The 20309-nt window shown below is 69.1% G+C and carries 16 protein-coding genes; 3 read left to right on the top strand and 13 right to left on the bottom strand.

The window, feature by feature from the left end; all coding sequences use genetic code 11:
- From VH569_RS22060 to VH569_RS22045, 4 genes are all read right to left on the bottom strand, one after another.
- Positions 1–90: hypothetical protein (locus VH569_RS22060; protein WP_423317955.1), on the bottom strand; the 90-nt coding region annotated here is incomplete at its 3' end.
- Between the two features lie 201 nt (positions 91–291).
- Complete coding sequence (locus VH569_RS22055) at positions 292–1959, bottom strand: ABC transporter substrate-binding protein (RefSeq protein ID WP_423317953.1); 1668 nt, start codon at positions 1957–1959, stop codon at positions 292–294.
- A gap of 82 nt (positions 1960–2041) precedes the next feature.
- Positions 2042–2833, bottom strand: a complete 792-nt coding sequence (locus VH569_RS22050) for a class II aldolase/adducin family protein (RefSeq protein ID WP_423317952.1) — start codon at positions 2831–2833, stop codon at positions 2042–2044.
- A 26-nt stretch (positions 2834–2859) separates the two neighbouring features.
- Positions 2860–4182 carry a M20 family metallopeptidase gene (locus VH569_RS22045; protein WP_423317950.1) on the bottom strand — a complete coding sequence of 441 codons (1323 nt, stop codon included), beginning with the start codon at positions 4180–4182 and terminating at the stop codon, positions 2860–2862.
- A gap of 323 nt (positions 4183–4505) precedes the next feature.
- On the opposite strand from VH569_RS22045, the gene VH569_RS22040 reads away from it, so the two are divergent.
- Positions 4506–5513: a LysR family transcriptional regulator gene (locus tag VH569_RS22040; RefSeq protein ID WP_423317948.1), complete on the top strand. Its 1008-nt coding sequence runs from the start codon at positions 4506–4508 to the stop codon at positions 5511–5513.
- Between the two features lie 195 nt (positions 5514–5708).
- On the top strand, positions 5709–8996 hold the full coding sequence (locus tag VH569_RS22035; protein ID WP_423317946.1) for a PAS domain S-box protein: 3288 nt from the start codon (positions 5709–5711) through the stop codon (positions 8994–8996).
- Between the two features lie 5 nt (positions 8997–9001).
- Here the strand turns inward: VH569_RS22035 and VH569_RS22030 are convergent, their stop codons facing one another.
- Positions 9002–10414: a PLP-dependent aminotransferase family protein gene (locus VH569_RS22030; RefSeq protein ID WP_423317944.1), complete on the bottom strand. Its 1413-nt coding sequence runs from the start codon at positions 10412–10414 to the stop codon at positions 9002–9004.
- 138 nt (positions 10415–10552) lie between these two features.
- Here VH569_RS22030 and VH569_RS22025 point away from each other — a divergent pair, with 138 nt between their 5' ends.
- Positions 10553–11413, top strand: coding sequence for a DMT family transporter (locus VH569_RS22025; protein WP_423317942.1), 861 nt, complete (start codon positions 10553–10555; stop codon positions 11411–11413).
- A 3-nt stretch (positions 11414–11416) separates the two neighbouring features.
- Here VH569_RS22025 and VH569_RS22020 read toward each other — a convergent pair whose 3' ends face one another.
- From VH569_RS22020 to VH569_RS21985, 8 genes are all read right to left on the bottom strand, one after another.
- Positions 11417–12889 (bottom strand): L-lactate permease, encoded by a 1473-nt coding sequence (locus VH569_RS22020; RefSeq protein WP_423317940.1) that lies wholly within the window; start codon positions 12887–12889, stop codon positions 11417–11419.
- Positions 12890–13030: 141 nt separating this feature from the next.
- Complete coding sequence (locus tag VH569_RS22015) at positions 13031–13819, bottom strand: SDR family NAD(P)-dependent oxidoreductase (protein ID WP_423317938.1); 789 nt, start codon at positions 13817–13819, stop codon at positions 13031–13033.
- A gap of 83 nt (positions 13820–13902) precedes the next feature.
- Positions 13903–14589 (bottom strand): SDR family NAD(P)-dependent oxidoreductase, encoded by a 687-nt coding sequence (locus VH569_RS22010; RefSeq protein ID WP_423317936.1) that lies wholly within the window; start codon positions 14587–14589, stop codon positions 13903–13905.
- Positions 14590–14603: 14 nt separating this feature from the next.
- A complete protein-coding gene (locus VH569_RS22005; protein ID WP_423317934.1) occupies positions 14604–15368 on the bottom strand; it encodes a 2-keto-4-pentenoate hydratase in 765 nt (254 codons plus the stop codon).
- 70 nt (positions 15369–15438) lie between these two features.
- Positions 15439–16653 carry a sialidase family protein gene (locus VH569_RS22000; RefSeq protein ID WP_423317932.1) on the bottom strand — a complete coding sequence of 405 codons (1215 nt, stop codon included), beginning with the start codon at positions 16651–16653 and terminating at the stop codon, positions 15439–15441.
- A gap of 53 nt (positions 16654–16706) precedes the next feature.
- Positions 16707–18122: a sodium:solute symporter family protein gene (locus VH569_RS21995; RefSeq protein ID WP_423317931.1), complete on the bottom strand. Its 1416-nt coding sequence runs from the start codon at positions 18120–18122 to the stop codon at positions 16707–16709.
- A 101-nt stretch (positions 18123–18223) separates the two neighbouring features.
- On the bottom strand, positions 18224–19123 hold the full coding sequence (locus tag VH569_RS21990) for a dihydrodipicolinate synthase family protein (protein ID WP_423317929.1): 900 nt from the start codon (positions 19121–19123) through the stop codon (positions 18224–18226).
- A 45-nt stretch (positions 19124–19168) separates the two neighbouring features.
- Entirely contained in the window at positions 19169–20305 is a 1137-nt protein-coding gene (locus VH569_RS21985; protein WP_423317927.1) for an iron-containing alcohol dehydrogenase, read from the bottom strand.
- Positions 20306–20309: the final 4 nt, after the last annotated feature.

Here is a 20309-nt window from a genome sequence, read left to right as displayed (position 1 = left end):
GAGCTGTTCGTAGAGCGGCCGGTCGAGCCCGAACTGCTCGCGCAGCTGCGTCACGAACTTTTCGTCGGCGGCCCCCGCCTCGCCCGCCATCACCATGGCCGGGTCGCCGGGGGCGGCATGGACGAGGTAGAAGTTCATTACCACGATGGCTCTTACCCCCTCTCCCCCCAGGGAGAGGGTCGGGGTGAGGGGGATGCATAGCGTGGATTCTTGGAGAAGGGCCGCCGCGCGTCCCCCTCACCCTAACCCTCTCCCCAGGGGGGAGAGGGGATACCCAAAGGAACGGGCGCGTTACTTCGCCAGCCAGACGCTTTCATAGGTGTCGTTGACACCGATGGCCGTCGTGTTGGCGTTCTTCACGCGCTTGTCGAGGAAGGTCGGGAATTCCATCTCCAGCAGCCACACCACCGGCAGGTCGTCGGACAGGATGCGCTGGACCTCGCTGTACTGTTCCTGGCGCTTGGCCGGGTCGTTCTCGCGCGAGGCCTGGTCGAACAGCTCGTCCACCTTCGGGTTGGAATAGCCCATGGTGTTGGTGAACAGCACGCCCTTGCGGATGTTCGACGAGATGTAGGTGCGGGCCACGCCCAGCGCCGGGTCGCCATACTGGTAGAGGAAGTTGGTGGTGATCTCGTAATCCCAGTTGGCGACGCGCTGCGCCCAGCCGGCGGCGTCGGTGCTTTCCAGGACCACGGAAACGCCGACCTTGCCCAGCGCCTGCTTCAGATACTCGCCCAGGCGGGTCCAGGTCTCGCCATAGGGCATCGGCATCAGCTTGACGGTGGCGCGCACGCCCTTGCCGTCGGGCTTCAGCCCCATCTCGTCGAGCAGGGCCTTGGCCTTGTCGAGGTTCGGCTCGTAGGTCGTGACCTTGGGGTCGTAGAACTTGACCACCGAGTTGATCGGGCCGGTCGGCACGCGGCCGAGGCCGAACCAGATCTTGTCGCGGATGAACTTGCGGTCGATGGCGTAGGCGATGGCCTTGCGGAAGCGCTTGTCATCCAGCGGCTTGACGCGGTGGTTGATCTCCAGCCACGCCATCGGCGCCACGAACTCGTAGCCGGCGGTGGTCAGGGTCACGTTCGGCAGCGTCTTCATGCGCGGAACCTCGAAGGGCTCCAGATCGCTGTACTGGGTCTGCTGCACCTGACCGCTTTCCAGCGCCAGCGAGCGGCTGGCGGCGTCCGGGATCACGCGGAAGGTGATGCCGTCGAGGTAGGGCAGGTCCTTCTTGTAATAATCCTCGTTGCGGACGAGCTGGATGTAGCTGCCCTTCACCCATTCCTTCAGCTTGAACGGGCCGGTGCCGATGGGGGTGTTGTTGGCCGGGTTGGTGCGGTAATCGCTGCCCTCATAGATGTGGGCCGGCACGATGGGGGCCGACGACACCTCGAAGGCCTGGATGAAGGCCGGGAACGGCTCCTTCAGCTTGAACTCGACGGTGTTGTCGTCCAGCGCCTTGATCGACTCGCAGCGGCTGAACGCGGCGCGGGCGCGCGGGTGGACCTCCATCAGGAACTTGGAGGTGGAGAACACCACGTCGTTGGCGCTGAACGGCTTGCCGTCGTGCCACTTGACGTTCTGGTACAGCTTGAAGGTGTAGGTCAGGCCGTCCGGCGACACCGTCCAGCTCTCGGCCAGCGACGGCAGCGGGTTGAGCTTGCGGTCGTAGGTCAGCAGGCCCTGGTAGATCTTGCCGGCGACGGTCTGGGTCGGCCCCTGCTGGTTCAGGCCCAGCATCAGGGTCGGCGGTTCCGGCTGGACGATGGAGTTGAGGACACCGCCGCGGACCGGCGTCTCCTGCGCCGTCCCTTGGGCCATGGCCGGGGCGGCGATCAGGGCGGCCGTGCCGGGGATGGCGAGCGCTGCGGCCAGCAGGCCGGCGGCGGCGGCGCGGTGGACGTTGCGGCGGAAGCCGCGCTGGATGCTGGCGGGGATACCGGAAAGGCGTCGTGTCATGCGGGTGTCCTCGTCTCCAGATGGTGTCGTTGTGGGATGCGACCCTGTCGTCTTCGTTCTTCTTTTGAAAAAGGCGGGCGGATCAGCGCGGCCCGGTCTGGCCGGTGGTGCCGTCCAGCCAGCGCAGCAGCGAGTCCCATTCCAGGACGCCGGCGCGGGGATAGGCGCGCTCATACTGCTGAGCGGTGTGTTCGCAGACCTCCGGCGACGGATAGACCAGCGGACGGCCGCCGGCCATCGCCATGATCTGCTGCTTGCAGGCCTGCTCCAGGTAGTACATCAGCACCGCCGCCTCGGCGACGTCCTGGCCGACGGTCAGCAGGCCGTGGTTGCGCAGGATCATGCTGTGGTGGTTGCCGAGGTCGGCGACCAGCCGTTCCCGCTCCGCCAGATCCAGCGCGATGCCTTCGTAGGTGTGGTAGGCGATGCGGTTGTACCAGCGCAGCGAATGCTGGGTGATCGGCAGCAGCCCGTCGGCCTGGGCGCTGACCGCCATGCCGGCGTCGGTGTGCAGGTGGATGACCGCGCCGACGTCCGGGCGGGCGTGGTGCACCGCGCTGTGGATGGTGAAGCCGGCGGGGTTGATGGCGTCGCCGTCGCGTCCGTCGACCAGATTGCCGTCGATGTCGACCTTCACGAGGTTGTCCGGCGTCACCTCATGGAACATCAGGCCATAGGGGTTGATGAGGAAATGGTCCGGCGTGTCCGGGATGCGGGCCGACATGTGGGTGTAGATCAGGTCGGTCATGCCCAACCGGTCGAACAGCTTGTAGGCGGCGGCCAGATCGGTGCGCGCCTTCCACTCAACGTCGGAATAGGTGCTGCTGGCCTGCGGGGCGTGGGCGGCGTTTGCTCTCAGGGTGGCGGCGATCATCGGGCGGGTCTCGTCAGGCTAAGGGGTCAGATGGGTTCCAGGCCGCACCAGCCGGCGATGAACAGCGCCAGCACGCGGGTCACGTCGCGCAGGCTGTCCAGCGACACCGATTCGTCGATGCCGTGGATGCGCGTCGCCTCCGGCCCGTAGCAGGTGGCGGGCGTGTCGCCATAGAGCTGGAAGAAGCGGGCGTCGGTGGTGCAGGTCAGCGCGACCAGTTCCGGATCGCCGCCGCGCACGGCGCGATGGCTGTCGGCCAGCAGGGTCACCAGCGGGTGCGCCGGGTCGATCTCGCAGCCGGCGGCCTGGAAGCCGTTCCACTGCAGCTCGATCCCCACGCCGGACAGGGCCGGGTCGGTGGAGCGCGCCTGCTCCACCGCCCGGGTCACCTCGGCGCGGACCGCTTCCGGCTCCTGCCCGGGGAAGAAGCCGAGCCGGAGGTCGAGCGCGCAGCGCGTCGGGACTGACGACGGCCACTCACCGCCCTCGATCCGGCCGAGATTGATGTTGACGGGATGGGCATGGCCGCAGAAGGCGGGGTGGCGGCAGGCCGGCTCGTTCCATCGAACCTCCAGCGCCTTCAGATGCGCCGCCAGCGCATAGGCCGCCTCGATGGCGTTCACGCCGGCCGAGGTGTCCAGCACATGGGCCGGCGTGCCCGTCAGCACCAGCCGCACCCACATCACGCCGACCTGGGCGATGGAGATGGAGTGGTTGAACGGCTCCGGGATCACGGCGGCGTCGGCGCGGTAGCCGCGATGCAGGCAGGCCAGCGCGCCATTGCCGGTGCATTCCTCCTCGATCACGGACTGGAGATAGACCGGGGCGGCCGGCTGGTAGCCCAGATTGCGCAATGCTGAGAAGGCGGCGGTGTAGGCGGCGATGCCGGCCTTCATGTCGCCGGCCCCGCGGCCATAGAGCCGTCCGTCGGCGATCCGCGGCTCGAAGGGCGGGGTGGTCCACAGCTCCGCCGGGCCGGTCGGCACCACGTCGATATGGCCGTTCAGGATCAGCGAGCGGCCTTTCGCCTCACGCGGCCTGTGGACGCCGACGACATTCTCGCGGCCGGCATAGGCGCCGGGGAGAACCGGCGGCGAGAAGCCCGGCATGCGGGAAATCGCCTGCTCGTCGATGTCGAAACGGTCGACCTCCAGACCCAGTGCGGCGAAGCGGTCGGCCATCAGCGCCTGAGCCCCGGACTCGTCCCCCAGCAGCGACGGCTGGCGGACGAGGTCGGACAGGTGCGACACACAATCGCCCTGCGCCGCATCGGCGGCGTCCAGGATCGCGGCGCGCAGGCCGGGGTCCGGCAACACATGGTCGAGACGGTCTGCCGTATCTCGTGTCATTCTAAATCCTTTGCCCGATTCCATTTCGCTGCTGCGGCAGGGATGCACGGGCGGGTGGAAAAAGACGAAGCTGTTGCGTTGCGGCCCATCCCAAATGGATATGGCCACCATAACGGTGCATTATGCGGTGTCCGGCATGGCGATGTTTGAAGGCCGCCATGTGTCGATTAGGAAGGCATCCAATCGATCAGGCAAATAAGCATTTTTCATTTCGCCCATGAATCTGATTTATGCCGCAGTTGCTCACAACGCACTCATGTGCGTAGAATTTGGGCGGCAGCAGCGATGCACCGGAATCGGGCAGCGATCGAGGGGATGGGACGGTGAACGAAACCGAGGCGGAACGGCAGGCCCTGGCCCGGCTGGGCCAGCAGATGGACTGGAACCTGCTGCGCACCTTCATGGTGATCGTGCAGGAGGGCAGCATCACCAGGGCCGCCGTCCGCCTGTTTTTGACGCAGCCGGCGGTCAGCCTCGCCCTGAAGCGGCTGGAGGAGCAGCTTGGCCGCGCCCTGATCGACCGCGGCCCCGGCCGCTTTGTCGTCACCGCCGCCGGCGAACAGGTCTATGACGAGGCGGTGTCGATCCACGCCACCGTGTCCCGCCTGGGCGCCCTGGTGCGCGACGCCAAGGACGAGGTCAGCGGCCATGTCCACATCCTGATGACCAGCCGCATCCAGACCCCGCTGCTCGACCGCTCGCTGCGGGAATTCCACCGCATGTACCCGCTGGTGACCTTCCGCATCGACGTCATGGCGTCGGCCGACGCGCACATCGCGTTGCAGCAGCGGGTTGGCGCCATGGCGATCTGCCTGCTGCGCGAGCCGATCCCCGGCCTGTCCAGCCAGATCTTCCTGCGCCAGACCTATCGTCTCTATTGCGGCCCGGATTTCCGCCTGTTCGGCCAGCGCGACATCGACATCGCCGAACTGCGCCACGAGAGTTTCGTCTCCTTCACCTCCGACCAGATCGACGGCGCCCTGTCGCCCCTGACCCTGTTCCGCGCGCGGGAGGGCTTCGCCGGCCGCGTCGTCGCGTCGTCGGCCAACCTGGAGGAGGTGCGGCGGATGATCGTCTGCGGCCTTGGCATCGGCCCGCTGCCCGAACACATCGCCGCCCGCGACGTGGCCGACGGCCTGCTGTGGGAACTCCCGCCCTACGAGGGCATCGCGCCGGTCAACGTCCACCTGATCTGGAACGAACAGGCCAAGCTGAACCGCGCCGAACGGGCCTTTCTCGATTATCTTCAAACGGCGCTCGCCACCGCGCCGGCCCGGGAGCTTGCCGGGGGGGCGGAGGGGAATTCCGACAGCCACCTCCTTCGGGGCTGACGATTGGACAGCTAGGCCGCCGCCCTTGAGCCGTGTGATAACGGAATCGTTTCGACGCTGGATTTATTCGACTGCTTTGATGAACGTCCAAGGTCTTCCGTTCCCCGCCGGTGTTGGACGATGCCGGTGAGCCAGTCACCCGCCGCGGCGTCTCCGCCCGCCTTTTTGACCGGGGCGGGGGATGTGGCCTCTCTCATGCGCGGCCATGACTGGACGGCGACGCCGCTCGGTCCGCCGGAGAAATGGCCGCAGGAGCTTCGGGCCATGGTCGGCCTGATGATGCGGTCGCGGCAGGCGATGTTCATCGGCTGGGGCCCCGACGTCACCGTTCTCTACAACGACGCCTATCGGGACATTCTGGGGTCCCGCCACCCGGCGGCGCTGGGCCGGCCGATGAGCGAGGTCTGGCCGGACGCGTGGCCGCAGGTCCGCGATTTCGTCCGCCGCGCCTATGAGGGCGAGTCCCTGCTGCACGAGGATCTGCTGGTCCCGCTGGAGCGGCGCGGATTGGGCGAGGACTATTATTTCACCTTCTCCTACACGCCGATTGCCGGCGAAACGGGCTGCATCGGCGGCTTTCTCTGCATCGTGGCGGAGACCACGCTTGCCGTGCGGGGCCGGCGGCGCATGGCCTTCCACGCCGAACTGGAACACCGGCTCCGCGAACTGACAAATCCGCTCTGTGTGGTGACCGTGGCGGCGGAGGCGCTGGGCCGGCATCTCGACGCCAGCCGGGTCGGCTACGGCGTGATGGACGAGAGCGAGCGCTTCTTCACCACGGAGCGCAACTGGACCGACGGCACGGTCGCTCCCCACATCGGGACCCACGATCTGCTGGTCTTCGGCGAGCCGGTGCTGGCGACCCTGCGCAGGGGACAGTCTCTGGTCGTCGACGATGCGGCCACCGATCCGCGCACCGCAACACCGGACCTGCTGGCAGCCTTCGCTGCGTTCGGTTTCTCCTCCGTGGTCACCGCCAGCCTGGTGAAGCAGGGCCGGATGGTCGCTGCACTCTACGTCCATGACCGCCGCTCCAGGCATTGGCGCGAGGACGAGATCGAACTGATCGAGGAGGTTGCGGAACGCACCTGGTCGGCGGTGGAGCGGGTGCAGGCGGAAGAGGAGGTGCGGCGCGCCAACGAACGGCTGCGGGCCGAGGGGGAGCGGCTGCGTGCCCTGTTCCGGCAGGCGCCGGGCTTCATGTATGTCTGGCGCGGGCCGGACCATGTCTTCGAGATGGCGAACGACGCCTATTTCGAGCTGATCGGCCGGCGCGACGTCATCGGCAAGCCGGGGCGGGAGGCGTTGCCGGAAATCGTCGGCCAGGGCTTCTTCGAACTGGCCGACCGGGTCTACCGGACCGGCGAGCCCTTCGTCGGCGAAGGCATGCCGGCGCGGATCGCCCGGCGGCCCGGTACGCCGCTGGAGGAACGCTTCGTCACCTTCGTCTTCCAGCCGATCCGTGATGATGAGGGGCAGGTGACGGGCCTGTTCGTCCAGGGCAGCGACGTCACCGGCATGAAGCGGACGGAAGAGGCGCTGCGCGAGAGCGAGCAGCGGCTGCACATCGCCCAGGATGCCGGCGGGGTCGGTACCTTCGAACTGCGCGCCGATGGCCTGCTGGCGGTGTCGCCGCAGTTCTGCCGCCTGTGGGGCATCGACGAGAGGCCGCTGGTGCGGCTGGAGGAACTGGTCGGGCTGATCCATCCGGAGGACCGGCCCACCCTGAACACGCTCCAGCCGGGGCAGGTGCCGACGGACGGTCTGGGCTATGTCGAATACCGCATCCTGCGGCCGGACACCGGCGCCGTGCGCTGGATCGCCCGGCGTGCCCAGGCGTTCAAGCGCGACGAGGACGCGGATGGAGGGGGCGTGCGGGTTCTCGGCGCCTGCTACGACATCACCGACCGCCGCTGTGCCGAAGATGCCCTGCGCGCGCTCAACGCGACGCTGGAACAGCGGGTGGCGGAGCGGACGGCCGACCGCGACCGCATGTGGCGGCTGTCGACCGACATCATGCTGGTGGCGCGGTTCGACGGCACGATCGGCGCGGTCAACCCGGCCTGGACCACGCTTCTCGGCTGGCGGGAGGAGGATCTGCAGGGTGCGGTCTTCCTCGATTTCGTCCATCCCGACGACCTCGACGCGACGGTGGCGGAGGTCGGCCGGCTGCGAACCGGCCTGACCACCCTGCGGTTCGAGAACCGCTACCGCCACAAGGACGGGTCCTATCGCTGGATCTCCTGGACCGCGGTGCCGGACGACCGCTTCATCCATGCGGTGGGGCGCGACGTGACGGCGCGCAAGGAGGCCGCCGCCGCCCTGCGCCGGGCCGAGGACCAGCTGCGCCAGGCGCAGAAGATGGAGGCGGTCGGCCAGCTGACCGGTGGCGTGGCCCACGATTTCAACAACCTGCTCCAGGCGCTCAGCAGCTGCCTGACCATGATCGGCCGCCGCAGCGCGGAGCCGCGGCTGGCGCCTCTGCTGGAGGCCGGCATGCAGGCGGTCGACCGCGGCGCCAAGCTGGTCCAGCAATTGATGGGCTTCGCCCGCCGCGACAGCCTGCGTCCGGAGCCCATCGACGTGCGCGACCGCGTCCTCGGCATGGCCGGCCTGCTGGAGCGCGCTCTGCGCGCCGACATCCGGCTGGAAACCCGCTTCGCCCCCGGTCTGCATCCCATCGAGGTCGATCCGACCCAGTTCGAACTGGCGCTGATCAACATGGCGGTCAACGCGCGCGACGCGATGCTCGGTGGCGGCACCCTGACCGTCGAGGCGGAGAACCGGACGTTAGGCCCCGGCGAAACAACCGGTCTGGATGGCGGGGGCCTGGAGGGTGAGTTTTTGCGGCTGACGGTCGCCGACACCGGAACCGGCATGCCGCCGGAGGTGGTGGCGAGGGCCTTCGATCCCTTCTTCACCACCAAGGAAGTCGGCAAGGGCTCCGGCCTTGGCCTTGCCCAGGTCTATGGGCTGGCGCGGCAGGCGGGCGGCACGGTCTGGATCGAAAGCCGGCCGGGGGAGGGGACCCGCATCGTCCTGCTGCTGCGCGCCGGCACCGGTATTCCGAGGGCGTCGGCGGCTCCCGCCCAGGCCGCGGCCGGCCTCGTCCGGGGGGCGCGGGTGCTGATGGTGGAGGACGATCCGGTCGTCGCCTCCTCAGTCGCGGCGGCGCTTGAGGAAAGCGGCTGGACCGTGCTGCGCGCCGCCTCGGCCGACGAGGCGCTGCCGCTGCTGGCAGGGGACGAGCGCATCGACCTGCTGTTCTCCGACGTGGTGATGCCCGGCCGGCTGAGCGGCATCGACCTCGGCCGCGAGGCCGCGCTCCTGCGCCCCGGCCTGCCGGTGGTGCTGACGACCGGCTACAGCGAGGATGTGGCGCGCACCGAAGGCATCGCGGTGCTGTCGAAGCCCTACCGCATCGACACCCTGCTCCAGACGCTGAGCGAGGCGCTGGCGAAAAAACCCTCGTCCCAGCGGTGAAGGGCTTATGGAGAGGAAGTGTTCGCCATCGCCCGCTCCAGAACGCCGTAGATGCGTGGATCGCCCATCTGGGCGACGTTGAAGCGTAGAAATCCCGATGCGGAGTGGGAGACGCTGAACACGTCGCCGGGGGCGAGCACGACATCCTCGCGCAAGGCCGTGCGGGCGACGTCGGCGGCGTTCCGTCCATCGGGCAGGCTGCACCAGAGATAGAAGCCGCCGCGCGGCATCAGCCATGGTGTCAGGCCAATCGCTTCCAGCCGGGTGGCCGTCTCGCGCCGCACCCGTGCCAGACGCCGGCGCAGCCCGTCGAGATGCTTGCGGTAATTGCCGTCGTTCAGGGTGGCGAGGACGAGTTCGGCCGCGGCCGGGCTGGGTCCGCCAAAGTTCGTCGCCACCTGCAGATCGACCAGCGCCTCCACCCAGTCCGGCCGCGCCGCGATATAGCCGCAGCGGATCGAGGCGGAGAGCGTCTTGGAGAAACTGCCGATCCGGATCACGCGGGCCAGCCCGTCCAGCGCCGCGAGCCGGGGTGACGGCTCGGGCTCGAAGCCGGCGAAGATGTCGTCCTCGACGATGGTCAGGTCTTGCGCGGCAGGGTCATGCGCCGCAGCGGCGCAGAGCAGGCGGTGGGCGGTCTGCGGCGTCATGGTGGCGCCGGTCGGGTTGTGAAGGGCGGAATTCGTGATGTAGAGACGCGGCCGGTGCGCCGTCAGCGCCTGAGCGAACAGCTCCGCATCCGGCCCGTTGCGCGTATAGGGCACGCCGACGATCCGCGCCCGATGGGCGCGCAGCAGCGCCTGGAAATTGAAATAGCAGGGGTCGTCGATCAGCACCGTGTCGCCCGGCCGCAGCAGCAGGCGGCAGATCAGGTCGATGGCCTGCGTGCCGGAGGCGGTCAGCAGGATCTGGTCGGCACCGGCGGCGATCCCTTCGTCCGCGAACTGGCGGGCCAGCAGCCGGCGCAGCGCCAGCGATCCGCGTGTGCCGCCATAATCCGCCAGCAGCCCGTCATCCGCCCGCGCGAGCTGGCGGATCGCCCGGCGGATCGCCGCGTTCGGCATCCAGTCGGCCGGCAGCCATCCGCATCCCGGCTTCAGCATCTCCGCCCCGGCATCGAGCGATTGCCGCGACACCCAGAAGGGATCGATGGCGCGGTCGCGCTGCGGTTCCGCCTCGGCCAATGCCAGCGGCGGCATGGCGCCCGACACGTAGAAGCCCGATCCCGGCCGCGACTGGATCGCGCCATCCGCCGCCAGCCGGTCATAAGCCTCCACCACGGTCGAGGGCGACACGCCCATGGTGGCGGCGAAGCTGCGGATCGACGGCAGCTTTTCCCCCGGAGACAGCTGGCGGTTCGCCATCCTGCGGCGGATCGCCTCCATCACCTCGCTGGTGCGCGTGCCGGTCCTGCCCATGATGTTCCACCGCAGAAAAGCGTATTGCCCTGTAGGGCAGTACAGTTTGGCGGAATTGTATGGGACTGTCCCTGTTTCCGCCAGAGGCCACCGCGCTAGGATCGTGCTGCGATTTCTGGGGTGCGGAAGGAAAGCGGGATGCGGACGTCGACGGCGGGATGGGGCAGCGGGCTGCTCGGCGTGATCATTTTCAGCGGTTCGCTGCCGGCGACGCGCGTCGCGGTCGGCGGCTTCACGCCGCTGTTCCTGACCGCGGCGCGGGCGGTCATCGCGGCGGCCCTGGCGGCGGCGCTGCTGGCGCTGCTCCGGCAGGCCTGGCCGGCGAGGCGCGACCTGCCCTCGCTCGCCATCGTGGCGGTCGGCGTGGTCGCCGGCTTTCCCCTGCTGACCGCGCTGGCGCTCCAGCACATCACCTCGGCGCAGTCCATCGTCTTCATCGGCCTGCTGCCGCTCGCCACCGCCCTGTTCGGCGTGCTGCGGGGGAGGGAACGGCCGCGGCCGGCCTTCTGGCTGTTCTCGACGGCGGGCAGCCTGACCGTGGCCGGCTTCGCCCTGTGGCAGGGCGGCGGGGCGTCGCTGACCGGCGACCTGCTGATGATCCTGGCGATCCTGCTCTGCGGGCTCGGCTATGCCGAGGGGGCGGCCCTGTCGCGCCGGCTGGGCGGCTGGCAGGTCATCTCCTGGGCGCTGGTGCTGGCGCTTCCCCCGATGGCGGGGGCGGCGGTTGCGACCATGCCGGACGACTGGACCGGGGTTGCCATGCCGGCCTGGATCGGGCTCGGCTATGTGTCGGTGTTCAGCATGCTGATCGGCTTCGTCTTCTGGTATCGCGGGCTGGCGCTGGGCGGCATTGCCGGCGTCGGGCAGTTGCAACTGCTCCAGCCCGCCTTCGGCCTGATCCTGGCCGGGCTGCTGCTGCGCGAGCCGGTCGCCTGGACGATGATCGCCGCGACCGGGCTGGTCGTGCTCTGCGTCGCTGGAGCGAAGCGGTTCGCCTGATCGCTAAACCAGCCCGCCGGCCTTGAAGCCGGTCATCGCGACGATGACGGCCAGCAGGGCGAGGATGGTCGCCAGCCCGATCGGCAGGGCGCGGCGGTAGATCGCCCCCTCCGACCGCTCCAGCCCGACCAGACCGGCGGCCAGCACGATGCGGCCGGGGGTCAGCATGGTGCAGATGCTGCCGGCAACCGTCTGGACCGCTGCGATCAGGATGGAGGGCAGGCCGCTTTCGGCGGCAAGGCTCAGCTGGATGTGCATCATCAGGGCGTTCGATGCCGTGTTGGAGCCGGTCAGCATGCCAGCCGCGGCGCCGAAGACCGGGCTTGCCAGCACGGCGAAGCGTCCCGCCACCTCGCGCCAGGCGTTGCCGAACATCGCCGCTCCGCCGGAGGCCGCCATGAAGGTGGCGAACTCGACGAAGACCAGCGTCGCCGCCATCGGCACCAGGGCGGCGCGAAGGGCGCCGCGCACCACGTTCCCGGCCTCGGCCCCCGGCAGGCCGGCCAGCAGGATGCCGGCGATCAGCACCAGCCAGGTCGCGGGATGGCGCAGCAGAGCCAGCGGGGCAAGACCGCCGAACGGGTCGAGCACCAGCCATTGCCCGGTCCAGTCCGACAGCGGCGGCAGCAGGCGGGTCGCCATCAGCCCGGCGATCAGCAGCCCATAGGGCCAGAGCCGCTCGGCCATTTCGCGGACACCGGTGCCGCTGCGCAGCAGGCGCGGCCCCTCCACGACCAGCAGCAGGATTGCAGTCGCCAGCCCGCCGCCGAGTTCCGGCGCGACGAACCGGTTGGTCAGCCAGATCAGCCCGGCCAGGCAGAGGAGAAGGGCGACGTCGGTCGCCCGCTCCCGCAGGGTGGAGCGCAGCCCCGACGACTGGATCAACCCCCAGAACACCGGCAGGAGGCAGGGCAGCACGACCGCCATCAAGAGGGCGCTGGCGGTTCCAAGCTCGGTGAAGGACACGCCGATCAGTTCGGCCCCGACCCGGCTGCCGACGCCCATCGCGCCCCAGGCGGCCAGCACCTGACTGAACAGGCCAAGCGCCGCCGACTGAACCGGCGGCAGCCCCAGGCTGCGCAGCATGGCGAGCGCCACCACCAGACCGACGCCGAACCCCGTCACCGACTCCGCGAAGGGACCGACCAGGAAGCAGGCGACGAAGACGGCGCGCCGCCGGTTCTCCTGCGCGACCGCGGCCGTCCGCGTGCCGCGCGCCTCGAAGGCACGGTGGAACAGCAGGCCGGCGGCGATGATCGACATCGCGTGCCATGCCAGCCATGCCCCTTCCCCCGCCTTGACGGCGGCCAGACCCAGCACCGGCCCGGCCGACGGCTGCGCCATAAGCATCGGGGCGACCATCGTGACGAGCGCCAGCGCCATGCCGGCGATCCCGGCGGACAGCAGGCTGACCCGGCGCGAGGCGAGCAGCAGGATCGTGCCGACGAGCGGCATCATATGGAAGGCAAGAGTCATGATCGGCCAGACGCGTTCCGGAGGGGGGAGTGCCGGCGCGAATCCTGGCCGGGGCCATTGGATACTAGTATATCTGCGGTGGCGCAATCATTCGGCGCCTGCAACGGCACCGAATGATTGCGCCGGATGGTCGCGGATGCGTCAGGCCGGCGTGTCGCGGTGGATCTTGAACGGCGCCCAGGACTGGCTGACCGGCATGATCTCGACGCTGTTGATGTTGACGTGCGGCGGCAGCGAGACCACCCAGCGCACCGTCTCGGCGATGTCCTCGGGCTGGAGCGGGTTGGCGCCGCCATAGAGCGCATCATAGGCCGCCTTGTTGCCGCCGGTGCGCACCAGGGTGAACTCGCTTTCCGCCAGGCCCGGCTCGATGGAGGTCACGCGCACGCCCTGCGCCGACAGGTCGCTGCGCAGGCCGAGCGAGAACTGCTTCACGAAGGCCTTGGTGCCGCCATAGACATTGCCGCCGGGATAGGGCCAGTTGGACGCGACCGATGCGAGGTTGACGATCAGCCCGCGTTGCGCGATCAGCCGGGCCAGCAGCAGCCGGGTGATCGTGACCAGTCCGGTGACGTTGGTGTCGATCATCGTCCGCCACTGCTCCAGGTCGCAGTCCTGCGCCGCTCCGGTGCCGAGCGCCAGCCCGGCATTGTTGACCAGGACCGAGATGTCGGCGAAGGCGTCGGGCAGGGTGGTCAGCGCGGCGCGCGTCGCCTCCTCGTCGCGGATGTCGAAGCAAAGCGGATGGACGACATCCGGCCCGCCCAGCGTTTCGACCAGGGCGTCCAGCCGGTCCTGGCGCCGGCCGGTGGCGACGATCCGCCAGCCCTCCGCTACCAGCCGCCGGGCGATGGCGTCGCCGAAGCCGGAGGTGGCGCCGGTGACGATTGCAATCTTCTGGGCGGCAATCTTCGGGGCGGTGTTCGACATCCTGTGATCTTTCCTCGTGACGGAAGTGCGTGGCAACCATATAGCCCGAAATCGTCCGGGTCGATGGCCGCCCGTGCTCCAGCCTAAAGCGAAGCGCCGCCGCAGACGAGGATCTGCTGCCCGGTGATGGCCGCCGCCGCGTCGGACAGCAGGAAGGCGGTCAGCGCCGCCACCTCCTCCGGCTTGATGAAGCGGCCGATGGGCGGAAGCTTCGGTGGCAGGCCGGTGCGGTTCGGGTCCTTCAGCATCGGCGTGTCGGTCGCCCCCGGCGCCACCACATTCACCGTGACGCCGCGCGGCGCCAGCTCCAGCGCCCAGGAGCGGGCAAGCCCGACCATCGCCGCCTTGGTCGCCGCATACTGGCTGCGGCCGGCGGCCCCCTGTGCGGTGCGGCTGCCGATCAGGACGATCCGGCCACCGCCGTCCGACATGCGGGGGGCGACATGCTCGACCAGCTGTGTCGCAGCCTCCACATGCAGGCGCCACATCGCCCTCGCATCGTCCCCGGCCAGTTCGCCGAGCGTGCCGACCCGCATGACCCCGGCGGCATGGACCAGCGCGTCGACGGGCGGCAAACCGGCCAGCGCCTTCGCCACGGAGTCCGGCGCCATCAGGTCGGCCGGGGTGAAGCGCAGGTTCGGGTGGTCGATGGGGGGGGCCGACCGGCTCATCCCCTCAACCAGCCAGCCATCCTGCAACAGCCGTTCGGCGATGGCGGCACCGATCCCCGAACTGACGCCGGTGACGAGGGCGCGCCTTTCCGTGTTCATCCCGGCGCCCTCCCTCATGCCACGGTCAGGGCGATGCGGCCGAGGCCGGGGAAGTCGGCAACGGCGCGGCTGCCGGGCTTGATGAAGATGGTGCCGGTGCAGGACCCGGTTGTCACCGTGTCGCCGGCATGCAGGCCGCCGAACGGCCGGGCGCCGACATTGGCGAGCCAGGCAAGCAGACGCATCGGGTCACCGGCCTTGTTGCCGCTCACCGTGTCGATCCTGCGCTCGCCGTCGATGTCCAGCGTCAGCGGCTGGGTCACCGGATCAATGCGGCGCCAGTCCGCCGTGGCCGCGCCGACGATCAGCGCGCCGTGGTTGCCCTGATCGGCCAGCGAGGCGAGCGGCCCCTGCGAGCCGTAGGCGGCGAAGCGGGTGTCGCAGATCTCGAAGGCCGGATGGATGGAGCCGACGGCGTCCAGCACCTCGTCCCGCGTCCAGGGCTCGTCACGGGCGGGCAGGTCGCTTTTCAGGCGATAGACGATCTCCGCCTCGATCCCGATGACGCGGAACATCGCGGCGGGCAGTGTTTCGGTCTCGAAGAACAGCGTGTCGGCATGGATGGGCGCGCTCGACGGCTCGGCGTCGGGGGCGGAGGCGCCGACCTTCCAGGCGGTCACCGGGCCGATGCCGCGGGCGACCTCGGTCTGGATGGCGTAGGCGCCGGCCTTGTCAGCGGGCATCGCCGCCGGCGGCAGGGCGTCGAGCGGGCGGTTGTCGCGGCGCGCAGCGAGCAGCGCGCCGGCGGCCTCAAGAACGGCCTCGGCGGTCATGGTCATGGGACAAGTCCCCGGAAAATGAGGAATCGGACGGGCGGGCGGGGACGCCGGTTGGCGCCCCCATCGCCGGTCAGTTGCCGCCGCCCACCCAGTCGGGCGAGACGCGGCTGTATTTGATGGCCTGCCGGAAATAGGTGAAGGCGACATGCAGGTCGCCCTCCGCCGTCTGGGTGACCGACGGGTAGGAGAATTCCCGGTTCAGGCTGTCCTTGGAATTGTTGGTCATGCAATAGCCGTCGCCGACCTCCAGGTTCCGGCGCGCCGGCCAGCTCAGCCCGCCATCCTCCGACAGGGCCAGCGTCAGCGGCGCACGTGGCGCCCCCCAGAAGGCCTTGCGGGCAGGTGTCTGCGCCGGCTTTGCGGCGACCGCAACGGCGGCGCCGCCGGCCGGGACGTCGTCCTCGATCTCGTCATAGAGCGAGGCGCGGCGCTCGGTCGCGTTCTCCGCACTGGATTCGTTGAAGACGATGGCGAGCCGGCCGTCGGCCAGCGCCGTCACCTGGATCGAGGAGTTGTTGTTGGGCAGCCCAGTCGGAACCGGCGCGCTCCAGCTGCGGCCATTGTCGGCGGAGACGCTGCGGTAGACATGGTCGGCCCAGCGGCTGCGGTAGAAGGCGGCCAGCGTGCCGTCGCACAACGGCACGACGCTCATATGGACGCAGCCGACGCTGTCGGGCACCGGATGCTCGGTCCAGCTTTCACCGCGGTCGGAGGAGATGCGGACGGCGCTGGTGTCGTTATCGCCCACCCACTTCTCGCCCGGCGTGCCGTGGCAGAGGAAGGTCGGCAGCAGCCAGTCGCCATTTGGCAGCACCACCACCGGCTGGCGGATGAAGATGCCGTCGCTGCCGCTGCCTTCGAACAGGGTGCGGATGGGGCCCCAGCTCTGCCCATGGTCGGCGGAGTTGCGGCAGCGCACGACGGCGGTGTCCTGGTTGCCGGAGATTTGCGCGGTGTAGAACAGCCACAGCGTGCCGTCCGGCGCCGGGAACAGCACCGGGTTCTGTTCCGAGCGGGTCGGGTCGTCCGACAGCTTGACCGGATCGGTCCAGTTGTCGGAGCCCCGGGGCAGCCGCGAGAAATAGATCGAGATGTCTGGAATGCCCTCCTGGGTGCCGCCGAACCAGACGCAGCCGAGATCGCCGTTGCCGAGCACAACGATGTTGGCGGCATGGTTCTGGACGCAGGGCGACGGCAGATAGGCGTCGCGGCGCCCGGCGTCCCCGTCCACGGGCGCAACGCGCCCGCGGTCGGTGGTGAAGGGCAGGGTCGAGGGTGTGGTCATGTCGGTCACATGCAAACTGGGGAAGGGGCAAACTGGGGAAAGCGCCAAGCCGGTCATCCTGCGTCGGCCTGCGGCGGGGCGGCGACCATCGCCGGGGCGCTGCGGCCACGGATCAGGCGCTCCACCAGCATCACCAGCATCGGCGTCAGCAGGGCGACGTACATGTTGTCGATGCCGTAGGGGTTGCCCATCACGTACCAGACGGTGGTGCTGACGGTGGCGCCCAGCAGGCCCAGCGTGGCGCCCAGGTTGCTGGCGAACAGCGGCAGGAAGAAGCCGATCATCGCCACGACCGTGATCGACAGGCGCAGCGCCCGGGTGAAGAAGGACAGCTTCAGGATTTCCGGCACGAAGAAGACGAAGATCAGCGGCAGGAAGCCGATGATGAGAGACAGGATGCGGGTGGTGCGGAATTCCTGCTCCGGCGTCGGCTTCTTCCACGGCACGTAGAAGTCGCGCACCGCCAGCGAGGCGATGGCGAGCGCCACCGTGCTGACGCTGACGAAGACCGAGGCGACGAGCGAGGTGGTGACGATGGCGGCCATCAGCGGGTGCATGGCGTCGAGGAACACCGGCAGCGCGTACAGGCTCTTCATGTCGGGATGGAGGTAATGCGCGGTCACGCCGATCAGCGCCAGCATGATGCCGAGCGGCAGGCAGAAGATCGCGGCATAGAAGGCGGAGCGCTGGGCCTCGCCGGCGCTGCGGTTGGACGAGATCGCCTGGATGACGAACTGGGTGGAGAAGATGGCGCCGACGGTGCCGATGACCCAGGCGAAGATCGTCGGCATGCCGATGGTGCCGTCGATGGTGAAATAGTGGGCCGGCAGCTTTTCAACCATCGGGCCGATGCCGCCGCTGAGCGACAGCGCGGTGCCCAGCAGCAGGGCGATGCCGAGCAGCTTCAGCCCGCTGTGCAGGATGGTGACGTAGGCGATGCCCTTCAGCCCGCCGAACACGTAGTAGAAGGTGCTGACCACCGCGATGATGACCATCGCCCAGGTCAGATTGAGGTTCATGACGGTGGACAGGGCGGCGGCACCGCTGATGTAGTTGCCGACATTCACCAGCAGCAGCGCATACATCATGATGATCGACACCGTCCGCATGGTGGAGGTGCCGTAATATTTCGCGATGGCGGCGGAGATGGTGTATTCGCCCGATCCGTAGATGCGCTTGGCGAAGAACAGGCCGAACAGCAGGAAGCCGATGGAGGCGCCCAGCACCGACCAGGCCGACGCCATGCCGGAGCTGAAGGCTTCCTGCGCCGTGCCGACGGTGGACTTGGCGCCGATGAACTCGGACATCAGCAGGACGCCGACGACGGCCGCCGGCATCGACCGCGCGGCGTTCATGAACTCGCCGTTGTTGCGGCTGCGCAACCGGATGGTCAGCCAGGAGGTGAAGAGGATGTAGAGGACGACGATCCCCAGGATGAGCGCACTTTCTTCACTGGTGAAATGGTTCATGGACGGGTCTCCCTAACGGGCGGATGGATCCGCCTTCGGTGTTGTTCAGGGGATTGGCGCCGGCCTTGTGTCGTCACGGCGCCATGCGGCGTGGAACAGCGTCACACCGCTTCGGCGTAGCGTGCCGCGATTGCCTTGATCCGGCTGTCCACCTCGTCGGCGATCAGCACCGGGGCGCGGCTGAAACCGACCTCGGGCATGGCGCTGCGGAGAGCGCGCTTGACCATCGCCGGCGGGAAGCCCAGCGCGTAGAGTTCCTTGCGGAGCGTGCTGAAATGGGTCTGGTGCCTGTCGGCCGCGTCGTCGTCGTCGGCCACGAAAGCGGCATGGATGCTGTTGAGCGTCACCGGCGCGATGTTGCCGAGGCCGGAGATGCAGCCGGCGGCGCCGTTGCGCAGGCCGTGCAGCACCAGCGAATCCGGGCCGACCAGCACGTCGAAATCGTCACGCTCGCGCGCGATGGCGAGGAAGCCGTCCAGGCTCTCCTGCGAGCCGGCGCTGTCCTTGATGCCGATGATGTTCGGGTGGTCGGCCAGGATGCGGGCGGTCTGCGGCTCCAGCGTGTTCCCGGTGCGGGCCGGGATGTTGTAGAGATAGACCGGCACCGTCAGCGCATCGGCGACGCGGCGGTAATGCTCCACCAGTTCGGCCTGCGAGCAGGCGATGAAGGACGGCGTGATGGCGGAGACCGCCTTGACGCCGAGCCGCTCGACCGCCTTGCCCAGCGCGATGGTCTGGTTGGTGGAGATCTCGCCGATATGGGCCAGCACCGGCACCTTGCCGTCGGCGGCCTCGACGCAGGTCTCGGCCACCGCCAGCTTCTCGTCGAAGGACAGGGCGTAGAATTCGCCGTTGGTGCCGGCGCAGAAGACGCCGTTGCCGGCGGACGCCTGCCGCTTCACCTGCCGTCGCAGCGCTGCGAATTCGACGCGTTCGTCGCCGTCGAAGGGGGTGACGATCGCGACGAAGGGTCCGCCGATCTTGCCGCTGGTCTTGCTCATGGGATTGGCCTTTTCACGAACGGGATGAGGGCTGGCGCCGCGCCGTCAGGCGGCGGCGCGGTACATGCCCAGGATGTCCTCGCGGCTGAGATCGCGCGGGTTGTTGTCGAGCAGCCGGCGGATGGCGTGCGCCTCCTCGGCCATGGCGGCCAAGTCGGCCTCGGGCACGCCGAACGCCGACAGCCGCATGGTGCAGCCGAGGTTCACGCACCAATCGTGCGCGGCCTTGAACACCGCGGCCGGATCGGCGACCGCCGGCAGGCCCAGCGCTTCCAGCACCGCGGCGGTCTTGGCCGGGACGGCCGGCGCGTTGAAGGCCAGCACATGCGGGAAGATCAGCGCGTTGGCGGCGCCATGCGGGATGTGGTGGCGGGTGCCCAGCGGATAGGCGACGGCATGGCCGGCGGCGGTGTTGACCGGACCCAGGCAGATGCCGCCGTAGAAGGACGCCACTGACAGGCCGGCCCGCGCCTCGCGGTCGCTGCCGTCGGCGATGGCGCGCGGCAGGAAGCGGCCGACCAGCCGGATGCCTTCCAGCGCATAGAGGTCGATCAGCGGATGGGCCTTGCGGTTGGTGTAGGCCTCGACGCAATGGGCCAGCGCGTCGACGCCGGTGGCGGCGGTCACCGCGGCCGGCACGCTCAGCGTCAGGTCGGGATCGACCACCGCGACGTCGGCCAGCATGTGGACGCTCTGCACCGCCAGCTTGCTCATCGTCGCCGGGTCGGTGACGAGCGCGCGGGTGCCGACCTCGCTGCCGGTGCCGGCGGTGGTCGGCACCTGCACCAGGACGGCGCGCTTGCCCGCCACCTTCTCCGGCCCGACCACGTCGCGGATGGTCTGGCCGCTGCCCGGCAACACGGCGGCCAGCTTGGCCAAATCCATGGCGCTGCCGCCGCCGAAGCCGATCACCACCTGCGGCTCGACCTGTTCGGCGACCGCGAGCAGCGCCTCCAGGTTGGGAACGTCGGGTTCGGGCTTGATGTCGGCAAAGATCGTGACGGCGCCCTCAAGCCCCAGCCGCTCCACGCGGGTGGCGTTGAAGGCGTCGGCGACCACCAGGATGCGGGTCAGGCCGCGCTCCCGCACCCAACGGCCGGTCTCGGCCGCGGTGCCGGCGCCGAAGACGACGCGGGGCGGGCGGAGCAGGTCGATGGGCGTGGTCAGGTCGATGGTGTTCATGATC

Origin of the sequence: Azospirillum sp. 11R-A (assembly GCF_049472615.1) — a bacterium.
In the GTDB taxonomy this organism is placed as follows: domain Bacteria; phylum Pseudomonadota; class Alphaproteobacteria; order Azospirillales; family Azospirillaceae; genus Azospirillum; species Azospirillum palustre.
The sequence above is the reverse complement of the archived record's forward strand: the minus strand, read 5'-3'. Positions and strand labels throughout refer to the sequence as shown.